Raw genomic sequence first — 20,298 nt, forward strand, 5'->3', positions numbered from 1 at the left:
ACCGTCAGGAGAGGCGGTAGATGCGCGAGCATTTCGACATACTTGTCGTGGGCGCGGGAATTTCCGGGATAGGGGCTGGCTATCATCTGCAGACCCAATGCCCCGGGCGGACCTATGCGATCTTGGAAGGGCGGGAGCGTCTTGGCGGAACGTGGGACCTGTTCCGCTATCCGGGGATCCGCTCCGATTCCGACATGTTCACACTCGGTTTTTCCTTCCGGCCCTGGACCGAGGCGAAGGCGATCGCCAATGGCGATGCCATTCTGCGCTATCTGGAAGATACCGCACGCGAGTTCGGGATCGACCGGCACATCCGCTATCGCCATCGCGTGATCGCGGCCGATTGGTCCAGTGACGAGGCGTTGTGGACGGTGACGGTGGAGGCCGACGGGCGAACACGTCAGTTCAGCTGCAGCTTCCTGTTTCTGTGTTCCGGCTATTACAATTACGCTCGCGGCCACATGCCGGCGTTTGCCGGCCAAGCGGAATTCCGTGGGCGGATCGTGCACCCTCAATTCTGGACGCCGGACATCGACTATGCCGACAAGCGCGTCGTTGTAGTGGGCAGCGGCGCCACAGCGGTGACACTGGTGCCGGAACTCGCCAAGCAGGCGGCGCACGTGACCATGCTGCAGCGATCTCCGACCTATATCGTCGCGCGGCCTTCGGAAGACGGCATCGCCAATTGGCTGCGCCGGCGCTTGCCCGGCAAGATGGCCTATATGCTAACGCGCTGGAAGAATGTGTTGGTGGGACAGTATTTCTATCGGATCGCGCGAAAGCATCCTGAAAAGGCGAAGGAACGGCTGGTGGACATGGTCCGCTGCGAACTAGGCCATGGCTATGACGTCGCGACCCATTTCACGCCTCGCTACGACCCGTGGGACCAGCGGCTGTGCCTGGTACCGGACGCCGACCTGTTCGCCGCAATCCGCGACGGTAGGGCGGATGTCGTCACCGATCGCATCGCTCGGTTTACGCCCGAAGGGGTCGCGCTGGAATCGGGCGACCTGCTACCCGCCGACCTGATCGTCACCGCGACGGGCTTGGAGGTGCAGTTGATGGGAGGAATCCCCGTGACGGTGGACGGCGACGTGGTCACCTGGTCCGATCGACTGACCTACAAAGGCATGATGTTTTCCGGCGTGCCGAACTTCGCCATCGCTTTCGGCTATACCAACGCCAGCTGGACCCTGAAGGCGGACCTGACCGCCGAGCATGTCGCCCGGCTGCTCAACCGCATGGCGCGGCGCGGCATGCGCCAGGTAACGCCCGAGCCGCAGGTGGCGGTTCAGCCTCAGCCTTTTCTGGATTTCACCTCCAGCTACATCCAGCGGGTTGCGAAGGAACTGCCCCGGCAGGGCCACCGCAAGCCTTGGCGCGTGCATCAAAGTTATACCCGCGATCTGCTGGCCCTGCGCTTCGGCCGGATCGACGACGAGCTAGTCTTTTCGAACCCCGAACCGGCGCGGCGGCGCGTTGCCTAGCCGATGAGCGCGCGTGCTGCGGCGACGCCGCTTTTGTAGGCGCCGTGCACGGTCGAGAATTCGGTGCGCGAACAGGCTTCCCCGGCGAACCGGATGCGCGGATCGATCGGTGTGGAGAGGACAGCTCGGGCATCGGCACGGCCGGGCAGGGCATGGCTATAGCCGCCGAGAATATGCGTCTCGCGACTCCAGGCGGATCCGGCCAGCAGCGTTAGGCGGCGTCGCCATTGCCCGCCGAGCAGCGCGCACAATTCCTCCACCGCGAAGTCGGCGGCGCCCTGGAGCCCACGTTCGGCCATCTCGCGAGCACCTTCACCCCCAAACATGCACTCGATCACGGGGCGACCAAAAGGGCGCAGCGTATAGGTGCCGGTGATCGCGTTGCGCGGATCGCCGAGCAGGTGGGCGTTCGGCTCCAGCTCGTCTTCGCCCTGGCCGATCGCGAGGAACAGCTTGTCCGCCAGGCCGAGCGGCAGCGCGGCGGCGGCATGGAGGATCTCGTCGTGCCCGGTGAGGCTGATGGCGCCGCGGGCCAACACATCGGTGGAAATCGTAAGGATGGCGCTGCCCGCGCTGAGGGTGCCGCGTGGCGTTTCGATCGTCAGCCGTGTGCCCGAGCGATCGAGCGCCGTCACCGGCGTTGCCAGCGCGGTGCGCAGGCCGGCAGCAAGCGCGGTGACCAGCGCGCCGTAGCCGGCTGGAACGCGCCAGTCCGTCTCCGTCGCGGCGTCGTCATAGGCGAGGTAGTCGGCAATCGAAAGCTTGGTGGTGGCGGTTCCGTTGACGAAGCCGCTGATCGTATCGATCCAGCTGCTCCACGATGTGCCCGGCGGCAGCGCGGCGCCGGCCCGGTCGCCCGGCGGCGGGTCGAGGCGCAGCCGGGCTTCGAAATCGCCGAACGCCTTGGCCGCAGCTTTCTGTTCGGCCTTCGAGAAACCAAGTTGACGCCATTGCTCGCGCCAGCGCGGCAAGGTGCGATCGATCGCGAAGCCGTGCAGGGCGGCAAGCTCCACCCACGGATTGTGCTCCGCCGAATGCAGCCAGCCTGCACCGATATCCAGCGCCATACCGGCGATATGCTCGGTACGGGCGCGGCCGCCCAGCCGGGCATCGGCCTCGATCAGCAGCACGTCGACGCCGGCATCCGCAAGGGTACGGGCCGCGCCAATGCCGGCCGCGCCGCCACCGATTACCAGAACGTCGACGTCGCGCATGTCGTTATAACGCCGCTCCGCCGGCGCGGCTGCGGAGCAGCGCCGAACGGAGACATTCGCAGACCAGTTCGTCGCGCTGGTTGTGCATCTGGTGCCGCCAGGTCACGATGCCCTGGCCCGGCCGCGAGCGCGAGGGGCGCAGCTCGATCACTTCGGAACTGGCGCGCAGCGTATCTCCTAGGAACACAGGCTTCGGCATAACCAGCTTGTCATAGCCGAGGTTCGCAACCAGCGAGCCTGCGGTGGTGTCACCGACGGTAATGCCGATCATTAGGCTGAACGTGTAGGTGCCGTTGACCAGGATCTGCCCGAATTCCGAAGCACGCGCCGCCTCGGCATCCAGGTGCAGCGGCTGGGTGTTGTGGGTTAGGGTGGTGAACAGCAGATTGTCCGTCTCGGTCACGGTGCGACGCAGCGCATGGTCGATGCGGTCGCCTAGCTGCCATTCGTCGAAGAATTTGCCGGCCATGCTCAATCCTTCTGCTCGATTGCGCGCTTGAAGCCGTAATGACTCTTGGACCAGCCCAGCCGTTCGTAGAAGCGGTGCGCCCCGGTGCGCGTCTGCATCGATATCAACTGGACCATGCGGCATCCGCGCTCGCGGCACCGTTCGACCGCCCACTCGATCATCTGGCTGCCCAGACCGGCCCCGCGAACGGGGGCGGCGATGCGCACCGCTTCGATCTGGCCACGCCAAGCGCCGCGGAACGCGATACCGGGGAGGAAGCTAAGCTGCATCGTGCCCACGATCGTGCCGTCCTGTTCGGCGACGATCAGTCGCTGGTTGGGGTCGCTTTCCACTGCGGCGAACGCAGCGAGATAGCGCGCGTCGAGCGGTAGCGAGGAATCCTCGCGCCCGCGGCTGAGATCGTCGTCATCCAGTAGCGCGATCAGCGCCGGCAGGTCTGCCGCGGACGCGTCCCGGAAGATCATGCTCGGCATCGGCGCTCGCTCGTCCTTTTCCATCGCGACGCGATCGTCGCCCTGTACTGTCCTATCCGGGTACGGGCCAGTCGACGCAAGCCTTGTGAAAGGCTCAAATGACCGAAGCTGGTACAGTTTCGCCGGGCTCCACCGGGGGAGCAATGGTGACGAGCATGCCCTCGCGGACGGCCACGGGCCATGCGAGCAGTTGCGATCCCGTGCAAGGGCCACCGACGCAGCGTCCGTCCTCGATACGGTACAGGGCGCCATGCCAGCTGCACTGGATGTGCGTGCCGTCCGGCGTGAGATAGCCATCTAGCTGCTGGGCGAGCGGCACTGGCACATGGGCGCAGCGATCGACAAAGCCGAAGACGTTGTCGCCGCGCCGCACGATGAAGCCGTGGAAGCGGCCCGCGCGCATTTCCAGGACGAAGTTGCGTGCGGCATTGTCCGGGATCAGCTCGATCGGGCCGAGCTGCACGCCGGCTGGGGTGGCGGTGAGGCGCTCCATTCAGCACCGCGTCCAGCGGACGAGGTTCATGGCAGCTGCGCCTTCGGGAAGCCTTCCCATACGGAGTCGTAATCGGGCTGCGCATGTGTGAGCGCGTGCTCGGTCGGACGATAGGGCCAGCAAGTCTCGACCATGAAGGCCAAGGTGCCCTCGATCTTGTGCGGCTTGAGGGTCGCCTCGGTCGCGCCGCGCCAGCTGGCGACGTCGGGGCCGTGGCCTGCCATCAGGTTGTGGAGCGACAGCCCGCCCGGCGCGAAACCCTCCGCCTTGGCGTCATAGGCGCCGTGGATCAGCCCCATGGCCTCGCTCATCACGTTGCGGTGGAACCAGGGCGGGCGGAAGGTGTCCTCGGCGACCATCCAGCGCGGCGGGAAGATCACGAAATCGGCGTTGGCGCGGCCGGCGACGGTGCTGGGCGAGGTGAGCACGGTGAAGATCGACGGATCGGGATGGTCGAAGCTCACCGTGTTCATCGTGTTGAACCGGGCGAGATCGTAGCGATAGGGCGCGAGGTTGCCGTGCCACGCCACCACGTCGAGCGGGCTTTGGGGCAGGGTGGTTATCCACAGATTTGCCAACCACTTCTGCACAAGCTCGAACGGTGTGTCGCGGTCCTCGAACCAGGCGGCGGGCGTCTCGAAGTCGCGCGGATTGGCGAGGCCGTTGGCACCGATAGGTCCGAGATCGGGGAGGCGGAAGGGCGCGCCGTAATTCTCGGCGACATAGCCGGAAGCGGTGCCGTCGGGCAGCAGCACGCGGAAGCGGATGCCGCGCGGGATCACGGCGATGTGGCCGGGGGCGATGTCGATCCGGCCGAGCTCGGTCAGCAGCGTGAGCGCCCCGGCCTGGGGGATGAACAGCAGTTCGCCGTCGGCATCGACGAACGCACGCGCGTCCATGTCGCGATTGGCGGCGTAGCGGTGGACGACCACGCCTTCCAGATCGGCGGGATCGCGGGTGTCGAGCATCGTTTCCATGCCGTCGATCCAGTCGATCGGCGCGGTGGGGGCGGGGATCGGGTCCCAGCGCAGGCGATTGGGGGCGAGCGGCTTGGCTGGGGTGTGGGGCGAGAACAGCGGGGCGGCCTCATAGGGCCGGTAGGGCGGGTGCTCGGCGCTGGGGCGCAGCCGGTAGAGCCAGGAGCGCCGGTTCTCGGCGCGCGGCGCGGTGAAGGCGGTGCCGGAAAGCTGCTCGGCATAGAGGCCATAGGGCGGCCGCTGCGGGCTGTTGCGGCCGATCGGCAGCGCGCCGGGCACGGCCTCGGTGGAGACATGATTGCCGAAGCCGGGGAAATAGGTAGTCACGGGCTCGTCCTCTCCAGCGCGTCTCCCCTTTAGGATCAGGAGGGGGATGGGGCGTTCGGTGGGGCCGGGGTATGCCAAGCTGTTGCTGCGGCGGCACCCCGGCTCTCTCCCTCTCCGAACCTGTCAGGCGTCGACCTTGATCACGCCGCGGCGGATCTGGTCGAGCTCGATGCTCTCGAACAGCGCCTGGAAATTGCCGTTGCCGAAGCCTTCATTGCCCTTGCGCTGGATGATCTCGAAGAAGATCGGCCCGAACATCGTCTCGGTGAAGATCTGGAGCAGGATGCCCTCGTTGTTCTCCACCGAGCCGTCGATCAGGATGCGGTTCTTGCGCAGCCGCTCGACATCCTCACCGTGCCCGGGGACGCGCTTGTCGATCAGCTCGTAATAGGTCTCGATCGTGTCCTGCAGCCGCACGCCGCGGGCACGCAGGCGCTCGACCGTGTCGTAGATGTCGTCGGTGGTCAGCGCGAGGTGCTGGATGCCTTCGCCGTTATATTCGCGGAGGAATTCCTCGATCTGGCTGGCGTCGTCCTGGCTCTCGTTGAGCGGGATGCGGATCGCCTTGTCGGGCGCGATCATCGCCTGGCTGAACAGGCCGGTAGCCTTGCCCTTGATGTCGAAATATTTCTGCTCCTCGAAGCCGAAGAGCGTGCGGTAGAATTCGCTCCACACGCGCATCTGCCCGCGGCGGACATTGTGGGTGAGGTGGTCGAGCAGGTCGAGCCCGACGCTGTTCTGCGCCTCCGCCTCGCGCCAGCCCGGGAACTCGGCCCAGTCGGCATAGAGGTCGCTGCCGTCCTGGATGAAATAGAGGTAGGAACCGCCGATGCCCTGGATGACGGTGTCGTCCTCGTCCGTGGGCTTGCCGCCATGGGCGAGCGCCCATTCCATCGCCTTTTTCGGGTCCGCGACGCGGAACGCCATCGCGCTGGCCGAGGGCCCATGCTCGCCGCGGAAGGCGGCGACGCGGCCGGCATCGTCGCGGTTGAGCATCATGTTGATGCGGCCCTGCTTGTAGCGCGTGATGTTCTTGCGCGGATGGCGGTGGGTGGGGACGAAGCCCAGCTGCTCGAACTGGCGCGCCATCGCGTCCGGATCGGGCGAGGTGAACTCGACGAACTCGAAGCCGTTGAGGCCGAGCGGATTGGCGGTATCGGTCATAGCGGACCTGATACCTCACTTCCCGATTTAGTGTCAAATGTTACCAGTTCGTCACAGACCCTCGCCGCCGACCCAGTGCGCATTGGAGAGGCGGCGGGCCACCGCCCAGGTCTGGGTGCGGATATCGGGCACCGCAACGATCTCCCAGAAGGCACCGCGGGTCATCGGGCCGAGCGCGTAGAGATTGGCGTTGGCGGTGCCGTCGGCGGCGATGGTCTGGCCCTGATTGTCGACGTCGATGCCGATATGTGCGGTGTCCGGACGGATCACGCTGCGGGCGGCGAGCCGCTGGAGCAACGGCTCGCGCGACCGGGCGAGGTCGCCAAGCGGGCCGGTGCAGTTGACGATGCGCTGGGCGAGGATCGTCTCGGGCGCATCCTGCCCGCGCGGGCGGAGGGTGACGGCGATGCCCACCGGACCTTCCACGAAGCCCAAAGTCTTGGCGGCGCGCACCGCCAACTGGCCGCGATCGACCAGCGCCTGGAGCCGGGCATGGACCTCCGGGGCCAGGCGGTGGCGGTGGACATCCCACCACGGACGGAGATGGCGGAGAAATCGCGCGCGCTCGTCCTCGCTGGCATTGGCCCAAATCGGCTGGGTGAAGGGGCGGAGTTCGTCGACCGCGTTGCGCCAGCCGACCTGCTCGGCGCGATCGCGCACGGTGCGGACCAGCGCGGAGGCTCTGGTGCGGGGGCGCTCGCGCATCTTGTCCCAGTCCTGCCCCGGGCCATGCGGGCGGGGTAGCAGGCCGCGGCGCGACACCGCGACGATCCTGCCGCCGAACCCGCGCGCCTCCAGCAGCAGCGCCACGTCGACCATGGTCAGGCCGGTGCCGATCACCAGCACCGTATCGCTGTCGGACAGGCCTTCGGGGACGCTCGGGTCCCAGGGATCGCCCTTGTAGCGTTCAGCGGAGAGCGTGGCGGGATCCAGCCCCGGCGGATCGTGCGGCGGCAGGTTGCCGACCGCGAGCACCGCGGCATCGGCGCGCAGCGTGCCGTCCGACAGCTGGAGCGTCGCGCCGTCGGCATCGAAGGTCACGTCTTCCACTTCGTCGCGGACGAGGCGCAGGCGGTCCGGATAGCGGGCGAGCGCTTCGCCCAGCATCTCGCGGAGATATTCGCCGTACACCCGGCGCGGCACGAAACTGGCGGCGGCGTTCTCCACGCCGCGCGCCTCCAGCCAGCGGACGAGATGCCCCGGATCATCCGGGAAGGCGCTCATGTTCGCGGCGCGGACGTTGAGCAGGTGCGAGGGGTGGGCGGCGCCATAGGCGAGGCCGGTGCCCGCCACCGGCGCGCGCTCGATCAGCGTCGCGCGCGGGCCCTCGTGGCGGATGAGGTTGATCGCCTGGAGCGTGCCCGAAAAGCCCGCGCCGATGATGGCGACGTGTTCGATCATGCTTGCGGCTCCCCCGATGCCGGCGTCAGATTTCGTAGTCGAGCTGCCACTCGGGCTGGCGGAAGGCGGCCTGCTGCTTGGCGAAGGCGGGCTGGCGTGCCTTCATCTGGGCGTAGAGCCGCTTCACCGAGTCGCTCGCGGTGCGGACGAACAGGAAGCGCAGCACCGCATGGACGATGCAGGCGGCACCGCCGATCATCATCGTGACGCCGAACCGCGCCGCCGTGGCGGCATGCTCGGCATAGCTTTCGCCGACGCTGCGCGGATGGGCGAGGAAAAGCCGAGTGCTCATGTGGGAATTGTACGCGCGAACGGGGCAGGGGGGAAGGGCATCCTGTCCCGAATCCCTCTCCCCTTGTGGGAGAGGGAAGGGGCCCGCTGCCGAAGGCAGTGGGAAGGGTGAGGGGGACTTGGGTCCGCATCTCCCCATCCCCCTCGCCCTTCCGCGCGCTACGCGGCGCTCCCTCCCTCTCCCACAAGGGGAGAGGAAGACAAATCACAGCTTGGCGATCGTCTCAGCGAGCGCGGTCACGTCGACGTCGCTGCCTTCTGTGGCGACGGTCTCGGTGAGATGCGCGCGGACCAGGTCGAGCAGCGGCAGCTTGGCGCCCACCGCCTCGGCGGCTTCACCCGCAAGGCGCATGTCCTTGAGGCCTAAAGGCGCGGCGAAGCCCGCAGGGCGATGGCGACGCTCGGCGATCGGCGGGCCATAGACCTTGTGGATCGCGCCGTCGAAGATCGTGCCCGAGAATACCTCCAGCATCTTCTCGCGGGCGACGCCGCCCTTTTCGCCGAGCGACATCGCCTCGCCATAGGCTTCGACCGTGGCCATGATCATGAAATTGCCAGCCAATTTAACTAGGTTCGCGGCAGAGGGCGTATCGCTGATGAGAAAAGTGACGCGACCCAGCGCCTTGAGGAGCGGTTCGGCTGCCTCCATCGCATCGGGTGCACCTGCCGCGACGATGGCGAGCTTGCCCTGCGCCGCGACCGGTGGCCGGCCGAATACCGGGGCGGAAACGAAACGATGTCCGGCCTCTGCATGGGCGGTGGCGAGCCGATCCGCGGTAGCGACGGCGATCGTGCTGTGCGACAGGTGCAGCGTGGCAGGCGCCATGCCCGCCAGCAGCCCATCCGATCCGTTCAACACCATGGCGAGCGCCGCATCGTCGGCGACCATCGTCAGCACCGCTTCGGCACCGTCGGCCGCTTCGCGGGGCGTGCGCGCCAGCCGGGCGCCGCGATCGGTAAGCGAAGCGGCCTTCTCCGGCGTCCGGTTCCAGACAGTGAGCGTGTGGCCGGCATCGAGCAGCGCACTCGCCATGCCGATGCCCATCTGCCCGAGCCCGAGAAATGCGAGGTCCATGCGTGTCTCCCTGGTTGCGTCGCAGCATATGGTGTGCCGCGCGGCGACCCCAAGGGCTAACCGCCCACCAGCATGGCGACATCTACGAGCGCGCGCGGTGCCGATACGCCGGGGGATGTGCCGATATAGCGCGGCACCCATTGCGGGGCGAACTTCGCCTTGAACGCGCGTAGGCCCGAAAAGCCGTAGATGCGCTCACCATGTCCGTACACCGCCGCGCCCAGGCGGGACCAGATCGGCGCGAGCGGCCCCGGCTTCAGGCCCGAAAGCGGCGCCATTCCAAGGTTGAACCGCTCGAAACCTTGGCTGGCGCCATATTGCAGCAGTCGCACGAAGAGCAGGTCCATCGCGCCATAAGGCGTATCTGGCAGATGGCGCATCAGATCGACCGACATTTCCTCGCGGTTTGGCGTCTCCCAGATGTTTGCGAAGGCGACGATCTCTCCCTGCAAGCGCAGCACCGCGCAGTCAAACCGTGCGAGATAGTCGGCATCGAACCCGCCAAGGCTGAAGCGCTTCTCGGCACCGGGCTTGCCCCCCAACCACGCATCGGAGACCCGTTGCAATTCGGGGAGCTCGGCGGGGACGGCTGCGGCGGGCAGAACCTCGAATATCAGCCCTTCGGCGGTGGCGCGGTTTACCGAATAGCGAAGCGATTTGAACGCCGCGCCTTTCAGATCATAGCCATGGCGGAGATCGATCAGCGCCTCTTCGCCATATTTCATCGGCTGGAGCCCTAGTTCGACGACCAGCGGCAGTGCCGCAGCGCTCACCTGGAACAGGCAAAGCCGGCCGTGAGCGGCATCGCAGCGACGGCGAATTTCCCAGATCAGTTCCGACCAGGCCGTCTCCGGCCCGACGGGGTCGCCCATCACCACCCATGTGCGCCCCTGCACGCGATACATCAGGAAGGCGTCGTCCGAGGCGGAGACGAGGAACTCCTTGTCGCCGGTGAAGGCAAGCATGGCGTCGGCCCGGCTGCTGGCCGCGATCGCCCGGGCTGCGACATCGGCATCTAGCGTCTGCTGCCCGACGATACGGGGCGAGGCGGACATCAGCCGCCAAAAGGCCCAGCCGACCAGCAGCATCGTCGCGCCCAGCGTGGCGCGCAGGAAACGAGGGGCATTGCCGCGCCAGGCGAAATCCCACCACAGATCGTCGGTGTAGGGCACACGCTTATAGGCGAAGAAACCCGCCCACGCGCTCAGCAGGACCGCGATCAGCGCTGCGGCCCACCACCAGCGCGCCACCGGCGCCGATCCGATCCCGGCGCTGCGGTAAAAACCCGGCCGCGCATATTGCAACAGCGCGGCAACGACTAGCAGGACCGTCGCTTCTTCATAATCGACGCCCTTCAGCAAGGAGAAAGCGGCGCCGGCTACCAGCAGCAACCGAGCTGCGTGAAAGCCGCTTTTAAGCCGCGCCTGCACGGCGGGCGCGGTTAGCAGCAGGGCGCTGCCCACCAGGCTGGCAGCGAAGTGCGAGGCCTCGACAAAGGGTAGGGGCAGGATCGCATGCAGCGGGTGCATCCGCCCGTGCGCCGGCGGCAGCGCGCCGGAGACGAGCAGCACCAGTCCTCCGCCGAAGACGAGCAGGGCCAGCAGCGGTGGCGCCAGCGCCTGTCCGAGGCGATGCGCGACACTGAGCCCGGCGGCGATCGGGTGGCGTAGACGCCGACCCTCGATCATCGCCAGCAGCACGCCCGCAACCAGCAGCGGCAGGAAGTAATAGAGCAGCCGGTACAGCAGCAGCGCTGCGAACAGGTCGCTGTGGCCAATCGGCACCAGCGCCAGCATCGTCGCTTCGAATACGCCGATGCCGCCCGGCACATGCGTGACCAGCGCCACCACAATCGCCAGCGCATAGGCAAGGAAGAACCCGCCGATCAGCGCGGGATCAGCATGCGGCACCAGTACGAACAGCGCACCCGATGCACAGGCCAGGTCGAGCGCGGCGATGCCGATCTGCCCGGCCATTAGCCGCGGGCGCGGCAGGGGCAGCGTGGCGGCGCCGAGCCGGAGCATGGTCAGCCCCCGGGTGCGCAGCACGAACAGCCCGGCAATGGCGAGCCCAATCGCCGCGCCGACGCCGTGGAGCAACCATACCGGCAACAGGTTCCCCGCCACGGCAATCGGATGCGATGCCGCCATCAGGGCGGCCGCCGTTACCGCGAGGACTCCGGCCCAAAAAGTGCCGGAGGCGATCAACGTAACCCGGGCGACATCGGCGAAGTCCAGGCCTGCCGCGTGATAGGCCCGCAGCCGTGCCGTGCCCCCGGTAAGTAGCGAGAGGCCCAGATTGTGGCTGATCGTGTAGCTGGTGAACGAAGCCAGTGCCGCCGTGCGCCACGGCAGCTTATAGCCGATCGTGCGCACTGCGAACCAGTCGTAGAGCGTAAGCGACAGATAGGAAGCCGTGGTGAGCGCGAGCGCGAGCGCGAGCCGCGGCGCGCCGATCTGATGCAGCGCGTGGCGCACGTCGCGAAGATGCACCTCGGCAAGGATGGCGCGGACCGCTTCGAACCCGATGAGCGTGATCGCTACCGCCAGTGCGATCAGCAGCGCCCGGCGATGCCGCGAGAACCACGCCGCGGTCCGCGATGTCACCGACTTCACATCCCGCGGCGCGTCCGTTCCTGAACTCTGCATCTGCTTCCCCCGGGAACGCCGTGCGGGTCCTTATCGCCGCGCCGCTTCAGGTGCAATCAGTCCGCAGTCGGCCGATCAGGGTGTCGGGGCTTCCAGGTGTGCGCCCAGAACAGGGGTCAGCGCACCCAAGACCGTGCGCACCAGCAAGTCATGATCCATGCGTAGATAATGTCCCCCGGGTAAGGTGATGCGTCGTACATTGGGGGCAAGCAGGCTGGGGCAAAGGCTATCCTTCTCGTCCGCCCCGCGGATGCAGGTGACGGGCAGCCAATCGATCCCATGTGCTGCCGCGGCATCTTCATCGGGCGTACCCATATAGGCGAGGCCCAGCGGATCGGCGCGGAAATAGGCGGTGGCACCCGGCACGACCAGCACGAGGGCGGCCACCTTCGGCCGGAGATCGGCGGGCATCGCTGCCAGCCCTACCCGGACCATGTCCGCCCCGAAAGACTGGCCAATCACCACCACTCTGCTGGCGCCGGAGCGGCGCATCGCCTGCCGCACGGACTCCGCCACCAGCGCCGTCACTTCGGCATGGCTGCGGTGGTGTGCGAAGGCCGTGGAACTGGCGACGGCGTAGACGGGTACGCCGGCACCCGAAAGCGCTTCGACCACATATGGCCCCATGCCGTAGCGCATTCCCATGTCGCCGGAGAAGAACACCGCGGCAACTTGCGCGCCGCTGGTTTGCGGAGACGGCGGCATGGTAAAGGTGCGCACCGGATCCCGGTCGAGAAATCCTGCGCTCCAGTAGACGCCGAGTGCGGCAAGGCCCAGCAGGGCGATCAGGATCGCTGCCCAGCCTTTCCAGCCGGGGCGCTGATACAGGAGGCGGGAAGGGTTCGGCACCATCGCTTGCCTTATGCTCCCGTTGCTGAAGGGCGGATGAAGGAACCGCGCCCGATCGCCCGAACCCGTCGTCCCGTTTCTAGAGGATTCCGCCGCATGTTCGCACTAGGGCATGGTGGCGCCCGCCTGTCCACTCTGTTTCTGTGTGGAAACAACCGGCCTTATAAGTCGTTACCCCACCAACGCCTGAATGGATGGGGAGGTCGCTTACGTGCGGAAGGCTTTGGGGTTGGCATTGTGCTGCGTTAGCATTCCCGCGCTGGCGCAGCCCGCGCCGCCGCGCTCGGTCATCGATTTCAATATTCTCCATGTGCAGGTCATTCTCGATCACCTCGGCTTCTCGCCCGGTATTCTCGATGGTCGCCCCGGACAGTCGCTGACCGCGGCGTTGCGCGGCTTCCAGGAAGCGCGCGGCCTTGCCGTGACAGGCACCATCGATGCCGCGACGCTGAAGGTGCTGCACCAGTATCGCCGCTTGCGCCCCGTGAAGACGCTGGCAGTCTCAGCTGACGCGATGGCGGGACCATTTGTCGATCCCATCCCCAAGAACCTGCCCGAACAAAGCAAGCTGTCCGCGCTGGCCTATCGCCGCCCGCTGGAGAAGCTAGCGGAAATGTTCCACACCACCCCCGAGGTGCTGGTGGAACTGAACCCCGGTGGACGGGCGATTCGTACCGGTGCGGTGTTCCGCTTTCCCAATGCGCTGCCCTCGTCGCGCGCCTACCCCGACGATATGAAGCCGGAATGGCGGCAGACGCTCAGCATGCTGAACGTCGATGCAACGCAGCCCAAGGCAGACCATCTGGTAGTCGATAAATCGGAAGGGGTGCTGAAGGTCTATGGCAGCGGCAATCGCCTTGTGGCCCAGTTCAGCGCGACCATGGGCAGCGAGCATGATCCATTGCCCATAGGACGTTGGAAGATCAATGGTTTAGATACCAATCCTAAGTTTCATTATAATCCAGACCTGTTCTGGGATGCCAAGAAGAGCGACGATCCCGCCATGTTGCCGCCGGGCCCGAACGGGCCGGTGGGAGTGGTATGGATCGACCTGTCCAAGGAGCATTACGGCATCCACGGCACGCCCGAGCCGCAGACGATCGGGCGATCGGAAAGCCATGGCTGCATCCGCCTGACCAATTGGGATGCCGCGCGCCTCGCGCTGATGGTGAAGCCCGGTACGCCGGCGATCTTTCAGGAATAGTGCAATGCGGCGTCGGGGCGTGATCGTCGGGCTGGTGACGGTAGCGCTGCTGGCGCTGCTGGTCTCGCGCGTGCGGGTGCTGCCGGCCGGGCAGGTACCGCGAGTCGAGGCGGCGCGATCTGCGCCCGCGTCGGGGGCATCGGGCCTGATTGTGCCGGTGCAGGGCGTGCCCGTGTCGGCTCTGCATAGCAATTGGGGAGAGCCGCGTGGGGATGGCGACCGCGAGCATCATGCGATCGACATCCTTGCGCCCAAGGGCACGCCGGTGCTCGCCGCGGCGAGCGGCACCGTCGAAAAGCGGTTCGAAAGCGGGCTCGGCGGCCACACCTTGTATATCCGCACCCCCGACGGCGGGGGCGTGCACTATTATGCGCACCTCGATACGATTGGCGTGGCAGAGGGCGCGATCGTTCGCCAGGGGCAGCCGATCGCTACGGTTGGCGACAGCGGCAGTGCCGCCGGCGGGCCGCCCCACCTCCACCTGGAGGTGAAGGAGATGGCGCCGGGCGAGCGCTGGTGGGAGGGCCGGAACATCGATCCCTATCCACTGCTTGCGGGAAAGCCCGGCCGGAGCTAAGGGCCGCGCTCAGCTCTTTCTCAACAACAGGCACGATCCATGAAGATCAGCGGCGTGGACATCCGTCCCGGCAACATCATCGAATATGAGGGCGGCATCTGGCGCGCCGTCAAGATTCAGCACACCCAGCCCGGCAAGGGCGGTGCCTATATGCAGGTCGAACTCAAGAACCTGCGCGACGGTCGCAAGAACAACGTCCGCTTCCGCTCGGCCGAGACCGTGGAGCGCGTGCGCCTCGACACCAAGGATTTCCAGTTCCTGTATCCGGAAGGCGACATGCTCGTGTTCATGGACAAGGAAACCTACGACCAGACGACGCTGCCGCGCGATCTGCTCGGCGAGGCCGCGGCCTTCCTGCAGGACGGCATGGACGTGCTGATGGAGCTCTATGACGAAGAGCCGATCAGTGTGCAGCTGCCCGACACGATCGAAGCGACGATCGTCGAGGCCGATGCGGTGGTGAAGGGCCAGACGGCCTCGTCCTCGTACAAGCCGGCCGTGCTCGACAACGGCGTGCGTATCATGGTGCCGCCGCACATCGCATCGGGCACGCGCATCGTCGTCGACGTGTACGAGCAGACCTACGTCCGCCGCGCGGACTGATCTGCCGGCTTCGGCCGAACATGCGAAGGGAAGGGGACGGCAGGCCTGCGTCCCCTTTTCCCGTTTTCGGGTCAGGCCTTCCATAGTCCCCCGCAACTGCGGCAGGGAGAAAGATTGATATGGTAGCGCATTCCGGCCTTCTCACCGTCATGGACCGCGCCGCACGCAAGGCGGCACCCCGCCTGCGTCGCGACTTCAACGAGGTCCAGCACCTGCAGGTCAGCCGCAAGGGCCCGGCCGATTTCGTGAGCATGGCCGACAAGCGCGCCGAGCAGACGCTGATCGAGGAACTGCGCAAGGCGCGGCCCGACTGGCGCATCCTCGCCGAAGAAGGCGGCGAACTGCCGGGCGATCCGGACAAGCCGCGCTTCATCGTCGATCCGCTCGACGGCACCACCAATTTCCTCCACGGCATCCCGCATTTCTCGATCGCGATCGCGGTGGAGGATCCGAACGGATCGCAGGGCAAGCCGGAGATCACCCATGGCCTGGTCTACCAGCCGCTGACCGACGAGAGCTTCTGGGCCGAGAAGGGCCGCGGCGCCTGGCTGCAGGACCAGCGCCTGCGCGTCTCCTCGCGCCGCGATCTCTCGGAATCGCTGATCGCCACCGGCATTCCGTTCATGGGCCATGGCAATTTCGCCGAATGGAGCCGCATCTTCGGTGCGGTGGCGCCCGAAGTGGCGGGCATCCGCCGGCTGGGCTCGGCCGCGCTCGACCTCGCCTGGGTCGCGGCGGGCCGGTTCGACGGCTATTGGGAATCGGACCTGAAGCCCTGGGACGTGGCCGCCGGCATGCTGCTGGTGAAGGAAGCCGGTGGGTTCGTCACCGACTATCGCGGCCAGGACATGGCGATGCAGCGCAACCAGTTCCTCGCTGCCAATGACGGGCTGCACTCCAAGCTCCACAAGCTGGTCGCCAACGCCCTGCGTTGAGGTCACTCGTAAGAGTAGGGATCCTAGAATTAACTTTGTTTCCCAGCCGGTTCGTTCGGTTACCGTTCTATAAGTTCCTGAAAAGGCCCCGGCGAAAATGCCGGCCTGAGACGGGACGAACGGCGCATGAACATGGAAGTGACGGGCCTGGGCAATGGGCGGCGCGCAAAGGCTGAGGACGAGGCCTTCTGCAAGGTTGTCGGCACGGTGCTGGACCGGCTCTACGCCGTGGCCGAGTTCAGCCCGGACGGCACGTTGCTGCGGGCGAACCAGCTGTTTCTCGACGCCATGGGCTGCGTGCTCGAGACCGTGGTCGGCGAGCATCACCGCTTCTTCTGCGACGCCGACTATGCCGCCAGCCCCGCCTATGCCGCCTTCTGGGATCGGCTGCGCGCGGGCGAGACCATCGAGGAGACGGCGCGGCGCAACGGCTGCGAGGGGAAGGATGCCTGGCTCGCCGGTCATTATGCCCCGATCACCGACGCCACCGGCACGGTGCAGCGCGTCGTTCTGATCGCGCGGGACGTTCGCGGCGTGCAGATCGAGGCGGCGCTCAACCGCAGTGTGCTCAACGCCTTCAGCCGCGCGACGGCGATGATCGAGTTCGATCTGTCCGGGCGCGTGCTCGGCGCCAACGAGAATTTCTGTGAGCTGCTCGGCTACAAGGTGGAAGAGCTGATCGGTCAGCATCACCGCATGTTCTGCACGGCGGAATATGCCCGGTCGCCCGCCTATCGCCAGTTCTGGGAGCGGCTGGGGAACGGCGAGTTCGATGGCGGACTCTACAAGCGCGTCGCCAAGGACGGCACCGTCCGCTGGATCCAGGCCACCTACAATCCGATCCTCGATCATCAGGGCCTGCCGGTGAAGATCGTCAAGTTCGCGATGGACGTGACCAAGCAACAGACGGAAAGCGCCGAGGCCGCCGGCAAGCTGGCGGCAATCGATCGCTCGACCGCGGTGATCGAGTTCGACACCAGCGGCTATGTCGTCGCCGCGAACGACATGTTCCTGCAGACGATGGGCTATGAGCGTAGCGAGCTGATCGGCAAGCATCACCGCACCTGCTGCGATCCCGACTATGTTAAGACGGAGGAGTATAACAGCTTCTGGCGCGCGCTCGCCGCGGGCGAATTCCAGGCGGGAGTCTTCCCGCGCATCGGGAAGGACGGTCGTCGCGTCTGGATCCGGGCGACCTACAATCCGATTGTCGATGCCGACGGGAAACTGATCCGGGTCGTCAAATATGCCTATGACATTACCGAGCAGAAGCTGCGGGCGGCGGACGCGGAGGGCAAGGTCGCGGCGATCAGTCGCGCCCAGGCGGTGATCGAATTCACCCCCGACGGGATCGTGCTCGACGCGAACGAGAATTTCCTGGCGACCACCGGCTATCGGCGGGATGACGTGATCGGCAAGCATCACAAGATCTTCTGCGATGCCGAACTGGTGAATTCGCCGGAATATGCGCGATTCTGGGCGGACCTGGCGCATGGCGAGTACATCGCCGGCGACTTCCGCCGCCGCAACAAGGCCGGCGCGGAGATCTGGCTCAACGCAACCTACAATCCGATCTTCGATGGTCTCGGTAACGTCGTGAAAGTGGTCAAGTTCGCGCACGACATCACCGAGCGCAAGAAGGCGGCGATCGAGGGCAAGAGCCGCGCCCAGGCGGTCGACCGCAGCCTCGCCACCATCGAGTTCAGCCTTGACGGCGAGATCCTCACCGCGAACGAGAATTTCCTGTCGACCATGGGCTATACCCTGCGCGAGATCCAGGGGCGACACCATTCGATGTTCGTCGATCCGACGCATCTCAAGTCGAAGGAATATGGCGATTTCTGGCGCTCGCTCGGGCGCGGCGAGGGGCAATCGGGCCGTTTCCACCGGATCGGTAAATATGACCGCGACGTGTTCATCCAGGCGAGCTACTCGCCTGTGTTCGACCTGCAGGGCAATCCGTCGCGGGTGATCAAATATGCCTATGACGTCACCGACCAGGTGATGCTCGAGCGCAAGATCGCCGCCAAGACCGAGCAGATGCAGGGCGTCGTCGGCGATCTCTCCGAGGCGATCAAGACGATCAGCGAGGGCGCCTGCAGCGCCACGGGCCTCGCCAGCGAGACCCAGGCGGCGGCCGATCGCGGCACCAGCGCGATCGAGGGCACGATCGAATCGATGGAGCTGATGGCGGCGTCGTCGAAGAAGATCTCCAGCATCGTCGACGTGATCGGCGACCTTGCCGGCCAGACCAACCTGCTCGCCTTCAACGCCGCGATCGAGGCGGCGCGCGCCGGCGAGCACGGTGTCGGCTTCTCGATCGTCGCCGAAGAGGTGCGCAAGCTCGCCGAGCGCAGCGCCTCGGCGGCGGAGGAGATCACCCGGCTGATCGGCGAGTCGAGCGAGCGCGTCACCCAGGGCACCGAACGCTCGCGCTCGGCCCGTGATGCGTTCGAGGCGATCGCCGGGTGCGTCGACAAGACGACCGGCGCGATTTCCGGCATCGCCCAGTCGGTCAGCGCCCAGCGCGAGACGTCGCGCCAGGTGGTCGCCATGATCGGCGAGCTGGCAACGTCCACCCACAGCGCGATCTGATCATGCGCGAGGGGGTGGAGCATGACGCGGTGGCGGAGGCGGTGGCAGGGGAGGCCGGGCGACGGCATCTCGATGTCGGGCTGCTCCGCCTGTGCGGCGTCGAATTCGCGGTGCCGGTCGACTGGGTGCGCGAGGTCGTGCCGTGCCCGCTCGCGCTTGGGCCCCGTTTCGGCAGCCACCCGGCGCTGATCGGATCGATCGGCGTACGCGGCGACGTGATCCCCGTCGTCGATGTCAGCATCCTGCTCGGCTTCGCCGCCGAAACCGGCGCGGGCGGCACGGTGGTGGTGCTGCGTCGGGACGACCTGCTGCTCGGGCTCCGCATCGACGCGGTGTCGGGGCTGTACCGCATCCCCGTTTCGGCGGTGCGCGCGCTGGTCGATTCGGCCGGCGCGGCGCGGCTGGTGGATCGCGCCTTCGTCCGCGAGGCGCATCTTGTCGGCATCCTCGATCCCGAGGCGCTGTTCGGCCTGCCCGGCCTGCCGCTGGTCCGTTGCGTCCCGCGCGACGCGGGGAACTCGGCGCTCAGGCGCGGAAGGCCGTTCGTGCTGGTGACCGTCGCCGGCGTGGACATCGCCATCGACAGCCATCTGGTGGAGAGCACCGCGCCTGCGATCAGCCTGCGGCGCTGTGCGGTTCCCGCGCCCGGCTGGTCGCGCAGCGTCAACTATCTCGGGCGCGACGTCCGCGTCTTCGATCAGCTGGCGACGCTGGGGCTCGAGGGCGCGACGCCGGAAGAGTCGCAGGGTCCGGTGATCCTGCTGCGGATCGCGCCGGACAAGCTGGTGGGCTGGCACGTGGAGAGCGTGCGCAGCGTCGCGCGGATCGCCGACGACAAGTTCGGCCCGATGCCGGTGGAGCTGGCAGGGCGCAACACGCTGTTCGCGTCCATCGCGACCGATCCTGCCGGCGGGCAGAATCTCGTGCTCGACAGCGCGGCGGTGCGTGCCGATCCCGCAATCCAGGCGATGGCGGCGATGTGCCGGCAGCCCACGGCCGCGACGGGCGGCGGCACCAGCGGACCCCGCGCGGACGCCACCGCCACCAGCGCCTTCCTGATCTTCGACACCGGTGCCCGGCTGCTCGCCACCCCGCTCGACGCGATCCGCGAAGTGGTGCCGTTCCGCGGGCTTTCCTCGCCAATCGAGGGCCCTTCGGGTTTGTGCGGCCTCACCGATCATCGCGGCGCGCCGATCTCGGTCTACGGCGTCGAGCCGGGTGCAGCGCCGGACGAGGCCAAGTTGCTGATCATCGCCCGCGACCAAGAAGGGCAGGGCGCGCGCGGCTTCCTCGCCCAGCGGCTGGCGACGATCATCAACGCGCCTGCCCTCCCTGTCCCTGGGGGAAGCCCCGGGGCGCGGTTCGTACCCGCAACGATCGAGGGGACGGCGCATTCGATCCGAATTCATACACTTGGATAAAGCCGCTCCGGACCTATTCACCGCCCCTTAACAATTGCGAATGATTCTCAGCGGTTCCAGGCCTTGCCGCACCGGGATCATGGTCCTAGAAGCCG

The 20,298-nt window shown here is 66.7% G+C and carries 18 protein-coding genes; 7 read left to right on the forward strand and 11 right to left on the reverse strand.

The annotated features are described in order from the left end of the window. Positions 1 to 20: 20 nt before the first annotated feature. Positions 21 to 1,487: a flavin-containing monooxygenase gene (locus tag ACNFJ7_RS03365; RefSeq protein ID WP_019367980.1), complete on the forward strand. Its 1,467-nt coding sequence runs from the start codon at positions 21 to 23 to the stop codon at positions 1,485 to 1,487. On the opposite strand, the gene ACNFJ7_RS03370 is transcribed toward ACNFJ7_RS03365, so the two are convergent. The 11 genes from ACNFJ7_RS03370 to ACNFJ7_RS03420 form a co-directional block, all read right to left on the reverse strand. Beyond that, the gene (locus tag ACNFJ7_RS03370; protein WP_019367979.1) at positions 1,484 to 2,701 is read right to left on the reverse strand and encodes a flavin monoamine oxidase family protein; all 1,218 of its coding nucleotides are present in this window, start codon (positions 2,699 to 2,701) and stop codon (positions 1,484 to 1,486) included. The genes ACNFJ7_RS03365 and ACNFJ7_RS03370 overlap by 4 nt on opposite strands. A gap of 4 nt (positions 2,702 to 2,705) precedes the next feature. After that, on the reverse strand, positions 2,706 to 3,170 hold the full coding sequence (locus ACNFJ7_RS03375) for a MaoC family dehydratase (RefSeq protein WP_019367978.1): 465 nt from the start codon (positions 3,168 to 3,170) through the stop codon (positions 2,706 to 2,708). Between the two features lie 2 nt (positions 3,171 to 3,172). Then, positions 3,173 to 3,643: a GNAT family N-acetyltransferase gene (locus ACNFJ7_RS03380; protein WP_026008845.1), complete on the reverse strand. Its 471-nt coding sequence runs from the start codon at positions 3,641 to 3,643 to the stop codon at positions 3,173 to 3,175. 94 nt (positions 3,644 to 3,737) lie between these two features. Beyond that, a complete protein-coding gene (locus ACNFJ7_RS03385; protein WP_019367976.1) occupies positions 3,738 to 4,136 on the reverse strand; it encodes a Rieske (2Fe-2S) protein in 399 nt (132 codons plus the stop codon). Positions 4,137 to 4,162: 26 nt separating this feature from the next. Next, entirely contained in the window at positions 4,163 to 5,440 is a 1,278-nt protein-coding gene (gene hmgA / locus ACNFJ7_RS03390; protein ID WP_019367975.1) for a homogentisate 1,2-dioxygenase, read from the reverse strand. A gap of 123 nt (positions 5,441 to 5,563) precedes the next feature. Next, positions 5,564 to 6,604: a 4-hydroxyphenylpyruvate dioxygenase gene (hppD, locus tag ACNFJ7_RS03395; RefSeq protein ID WP_019367974.1), complete on the reverse strand. Its 1,041-nt coding sequence runs from the start codon at positions 6,602 to 6,604 to the stop codon at positions 5,564 to 5,566. Between the two features lie 51 nt (positions 6,605 to 6,655). After that, positions 6,656 to 8,005, reverse strand: a complete 1,350-nt coding sequence (locus ACNFJ7_RS03400; RefSeq protein WP_019367973.1) for an FAD/NAD(P)-binding protein — start codon at positions 8,003 to 8,005, stop codon at positions 6,656 to 6,658. A gap of 25 nt (positions 8,006 to 8,030) precedes the next feature. Beyond that, positions 8,031 to 8,297 (reverse strand): DUF6356 family protein, encoded by a 267-nt coding sequence (locus tag ACNFJ7_RS03405; RefSeq protein WP_019367972.1) that lies wholly within the window; start codon positions 8,295 to 8,297, stop codon positions 8,031 to 8,033. Between the two features lie 204 nt (positions 8,298 to 8,501). After that, complete coding sequence (locus ACNFJ7_RS03410) at positions 8,502 to 9,371, reverse strand: NAD(P)-dependent oxidoreductase (protein ID WP_019367971.1); 870 nt, start codon at positions 9,369 to 9,371, stop codon at positions 8,502 to 8,504. Between the two features lie 56 nt (positions 9,372 to 9,427). Continuing rightward, positions 9,428 to 12,019, reverse strand: coding sequence for a bifunctional lysylphosphatidylglycerol flippase/synthetase MprF (mprF, locus tag ACNFJ7_RS03415; RefSeq protein ID WP_019367970.1), 2,592 nt, complete (start codon positions 12,017 to 12,019; stop codon positions 9,428 to 9,430). A 75-nt stretch (positions 12,020 to 12,094) separates the two neighbouring features. Further along, a complete protein-coding gene (locus ACNFJ7_RS03420) occupies positions 12,095 to 12,871 on the reverse strand; it encodes an AcvB/VirJ family lysyl-phosphatidylglycerol hydrolase (protein WP_019367969.1) in 777 nt (258 codons plus the stop codon). 208 nt (positions 12,872 to 13,079) lie between these two features. Between ACNFJ7_RS03420 and ACNFJ7_RS03425 the strand changes: the two genes are divergently transcribed. The 6 genes from ACNFJ7_RS03425 to ACNFJ7_RS03450 all read left to right on the forward strand — a co-directional run bounded on the left by ACNFJ7_RS03425 (position 13,080) and on the right by ACNFJ7_RS03450 (position 20,203). Continuing rightward, positions 13,080 to 14,072: a L,D-transpeptidase family protein gene (locus ACNFJ7_RS03425; RefSeq protein WP_050990118.1), complete on the forward strand. Its 993-nt coding sequence runs from the start codon at positions 13,080 to 13,082 to the stop codon at positions 14,070 to 14,072. A gap of 4 nt (positions 14,073 to 14,076) precedes the next feature. Beyond that, positions 14,077 to 14,649, forward strand: coding sequence for a M23 family metallopeptidase (locus tag ACNFJ7_RS03430; RefSeq protein ID WP_019367967.1), 573 nt, complete (start codon positions 14,077 to 14,079; stop codon positions 14,647 to 14,649). A gap of 39 nt (positions 14,650 to 14,688) precedes the next feature. After that, positions 14,689 to 15,252, forward strand: coding sequence for an elongation factor P (efp, locus tag ACNFJ7_RS03435; protein WP_010545156.1), 564 nt, complete (start codon positions 14,689 to 14,691; stop codon positions 15,250 to 15,252). Between the two features lie 119 nt (positions 15,253 to 15,371). Then, positions 15,372 to 16,187, forward strand: coding sequence for an inositol monophosphatase family protein (locus ACNFJ7_RS03440; RefSeq protein ID WP_058805440.1), 816 nt, complete (start codon positions 15,372 to 15,374; stop codon positions 16,185 to 16,187). A gap of 126 nt (positions 16,188 to 16,313) precedes the next feature. Then, positions 16,314 to 18,782: a PAS domain-containing methyl-accepting chemotaxis protein gene (locus ACNFJ7_RS03445; RefSeq protein ID WP_019367965.1), complete on the forward strand. Its 2,469-nt coding sequence runs from the start codon at positions 16,314 to 16,316 to the stop codon at positions 18,780 to 18,782. 2 nt (positions 18,783 to 18,784) lie between these two features. Beyond that, entirely contained in the window at positions 18,785 to 20,203 is a 1,419-nt protein-coding gene (locus ACNFJ7_RS03450; protein WP_019367964.1) for a chemotaxis protein CheW, read from the forward strand. Positions 20,204 to 20,298 lie beyond the last annotated feature (95 nt).

Source organism: Sphingomonas sp. HT-1, assembly GCF_048568905.1.
In the GTDB taxonomy this organism is placed as follows: Bacteria; Pseudomonadota; Alphaproteobacteria; order Sphingomonadales; family Sphingomonadaceae; genus Sphingomonas.